General features: G+C 69.1%; 3 protein-coding genes. All 3 read left to right on the top strand.

Annotation, left to right across the window (positions count from 1 at the left end):
• A partial coding sequence (locus FRW57_RS23525) for a hypothetical protein (protein ID WP_203230426.1) occupies positions 1-210 on the top strand: 210 nt, incomplete at its 5' end.
• 27 nt (positions 211-237) lie between these two features.
• Complete coding sequence (locus FRW57_RS19310) at positions 238-1,287, top strand: lipoate-protein ligase LplAB (RefSeq protein ID WP_152186802.1); 1,050 nt, start codon at positions 238-240, stop codon at positions 1,285-1,287.
• A gap of 100 nt (positions 1,288-1,387) precedes the next feature.
• Positions 1,388-3,308 (top strand): excinuclease ABC subunit UvrB (uvrB, locus tag FRW57_RS19305; RefSeq protein WP_152186801.1); only part of this gene is annotated, 1,921 nt, incomplete at its 3' end.

The following is a 3,308-nucleotide window of genomic DNA, read 5'->3' as shown; positions in this document are numbered from 1 at the left end:
GAGGGGCAGTGGGCGCTGGTCGCCGCCAGCGCCCTCGCCGGACTGGTGACCACCGGCTTCGCGGCCCTGCTGCGCCGCCGGGTCGTGCGGCTGTCGGCGGATCGGCTCGACCTGTCGCCCTGGCCGGACATCGTGCGGATCGGCGCCGCCACGGTGCTGCTGGCCGCGCTCGGTGTGGCCACCGCGATCACGGTCCTGCTCGGTGGCTGAGCGAGCCTGACGGCTAGGGTGCGAGGCGTGCGTGGTGAGTACAAGGTTCCCGGTGGCAAGCTGGTCGCGGTCGACGTCGACGTGGAGGGTGGCCGGCTGGCCAGGGTGGCCGTGTCCGGTGACTTCTTCCTCGAGCCCGACTCTGCCCTCGAGGACATCGACGCGGCCCTGACCGGGATGCCCGCCGACGCCAACGCCGACCAGCTTGCCCAAGCCATCAGCGGGGCCCTCGACGACCGCGTCTCGATGGTGGGCTTCGGCCCCGACGCGGTCGGGATCGCGGTCCGCCGCGCGCTGGGCAAGGCGACCGGGTGGGGCGACCACACCTTCGACCTCATCCCGCCGGTGGTGCTCGATCCGGCGATGCACGTCGCGCTCGACGAGGTCATCCCGCAGGAGGTCGCGGCCGGGGAGCGTCCGCCCACCCTGCGGTTCTGGGACTGGGACTCGCCCCTCGTGGTGATCGGCTCGTTCCAGTCGGTCAAGAACGAGATCGACGCGGAGGGCGCCCGCCGCCACGGCATCGGCGTGGTGCGGCGGATCTCGGGCGGCGGGTCGATGTTCATGGAGCCCGGCAACTGCATCACCTACTCGCTCGCGGTGCCGACCTCGCTCGTCGAGGGGCTGAGCTTCGAGCGCTCCTACGCCTTCCTCGACGAGTGGGTGATGGGCGCACTCGCCGACATCGGTGTCAACGCGCGCTACGTGCCGCTCAACGACATCGCGTCCGACCAGGGCAAGATCGCCGGAGCCGCGCAGAAGCGGTTCGCCGCGGGCGCGGTGCTGCACCACGTCACGATGGCCTACGACATCGACGCCGACAAGATGATGGACGTGCTGCGCATCGGCCGGGAGAAGATGTCCGACAAGGGCACGAAGTCCGCCGCCAAGCGAGTCGACCCGATGCGATCACAGACCGGTATGGCGCGTGCCGACATCCTGACCGCGTTCGCCGCGCACTTCCGGGCCCACTACGCCACACGGGACAGCACCTACACCGACGCCGAGCTGGCCCGCGCGCGCGAGCTGGTCGAGACCAAGTTCAGCAACCCGGACTGGACGTTCCGGGTGCCGTGAGGTGAGTGGCGAACCGCGCCCGGTGGCCGGCGACGCGTCCGGCATGCGCATCCGCCGTGCACGAGGTGGGCCTGTCGGTGGGGGAGTCTACGGTTGAGGCATGCGTCCCACGACCGACCTCCAGCGCACGGTGGCCCCGTTCGAGGTCATCTCCGAGTTCTCTCCCAGCGGTGACCAGCCGTCCGCCATCGCCGACCTGACCCAGCGGGTCAAGTCCGGCGAGCAGGACGTCGTGCTGCTCGGTGCCACCGGCACCGGCAAGTCGGCGACGACGGCGTGGCTGATCGAGCAGGTCCAGCGGCCCACCCTGGTGATGGCACCCAACAAGACCCTGGCTGCCCAGCTCGCCAACGAGTTCCGGGAGCTGCTGCCCAACAACGCGGTCGAGTACTTCGTCAGCTACTACGACTACTACCAGCCCGAGGCCTACATCGCCCAGACCGACACCTACATCGAGAAGGACTCGTCCATCAACGACGAGGTCGAGCGCCTGCGGCACAGCACGACCAACTCGCTGCTGACCCGCCGCGACGTCGTCGTGGTCGCGTCCGTCTCGTGCATCTACGGCCTGGGCACGCCGCAGGAGTATGTCGACCGGATGGCCCGGCTGCGCGTCGGCGACGAGGTGGTGCGAGACGACCTGCTGCGCCGGTTCGTGCAGATGCAGTACACCCGCAACGACCTGGCCTTCACTCGCGGCACCTTCCGGGTCCGGGGCGACACGGTCGAGATCATCCCGGTCTACGAGGAGCTCGCCGTGCGGATCGAGTTCTTCGGTGACGAGATCGAGCGCATCTACACCCTGCACCCGCTGACCGGCGAGATCGTGCACGAGGAGCAGGAGATGTACGTCTTCCCCGCCACGCACTACGTGGCGGGTCCGGAGCGGATGGATCGGGCGATCAAGGGCATCGAGGCCGAGCTCGAGGAGCAGCTCGCCGCCTTCGAGAAGCAGGGCAAGCTGCTCGAGGCGCAGCGGCTGCGGATGCGCACGACCTACGACATCGAGATGATGCGCCAGGTCGGCTCGTGCTCCGGCATCGAGAACTACTCGATGCACATCGACGGACGCTCCCGGGGGTCGGCGCCCAACTGTCTGCTCGACTACTTCCCGGAGGACTTCCTGCTGGTCATCGACGAGTCGCACCAGACCGTGCCGCAGATCGGCGCGATGTACGAAGGCGACATGTCCCGCAAGCGCAACCTGGTCGACTTCGGCTTCCGGTTGCCGAGCGCGATGGACAACCGCCCGCTGCGGTGGGAGGAGTTCCTCGAGCGGATCGGGCAGACCGTCTACCTTTCCGCGACACCGGGTGACTACGAGGTGGCCAAGGCCAACGGAGTGGTGGAACAGGTGATCCGCCCGACCGGCCTGGTCGACCCGGAGGTCGTTCTCAAGCCGACCAAGGGTCAGATCGACGACCTGCTGCACGAGATCCGCGAGCGGGCCGAGCGCAACGAGCGTGTCCTGGTCACGACCTTGACCAAGAAGATGGCCGAGGACCTCACCGACTACTTCCTCGAGCGGGACGTGCGGGTGCGCTACCTGCACTCCGAGGTCGACACGCTGCGCCGGGTCGAGCTGCTGCGCGAGCTGCGGATGGGTGAGTTCGACGTGCTGGTCGGCATCAACCTGCTGCGGGAGGGCCTCGACCTGCCGGAGGTGTCGCTGGTCAGCATCCTCGATGCCGACAAGGAGGGCTTCCTGCGGTCGGCGCGCAGCCTGATCCAGACCATCGGCCGTGCCGCGCGCAACGTCTCCGGCCAGGTGCACATGTATGCCGACTCGGTCACCCCCTCGATGCAGGAGGCGATCGAGGAGACGCGGCGGCGACGCGAGAAGCAGGTGGCCTACAACACCGAGCACGGGCTGGACCCGACGCCGCTGCGCAAGAAGATCGCCGACATCACCGACATGCTGGGCCGCGAGGACGCCGACACCGAGGCGCTGATGGGCAGCGGCCGGTCGCAGTCACGCGGCAAGGGCCGCGGGCGCGGCGGCGGCCGCGGTGCGCTGAGCG

The sequence above is a fragment of the Segeticoccus rhizosphaerae genome (assembly GCF_009192725.1).
GTDB lineage: Bacteria > Actinomycetota > Actinomycetes > Actinomycetales > Dermatophilaceae > Segeticoccus > Segeticoccus rhizosphaerae.
Note: the sequence above shows the minus strand (reverse complement) of the source record. Positions and strands in the feature narration are given on the sequence as shown.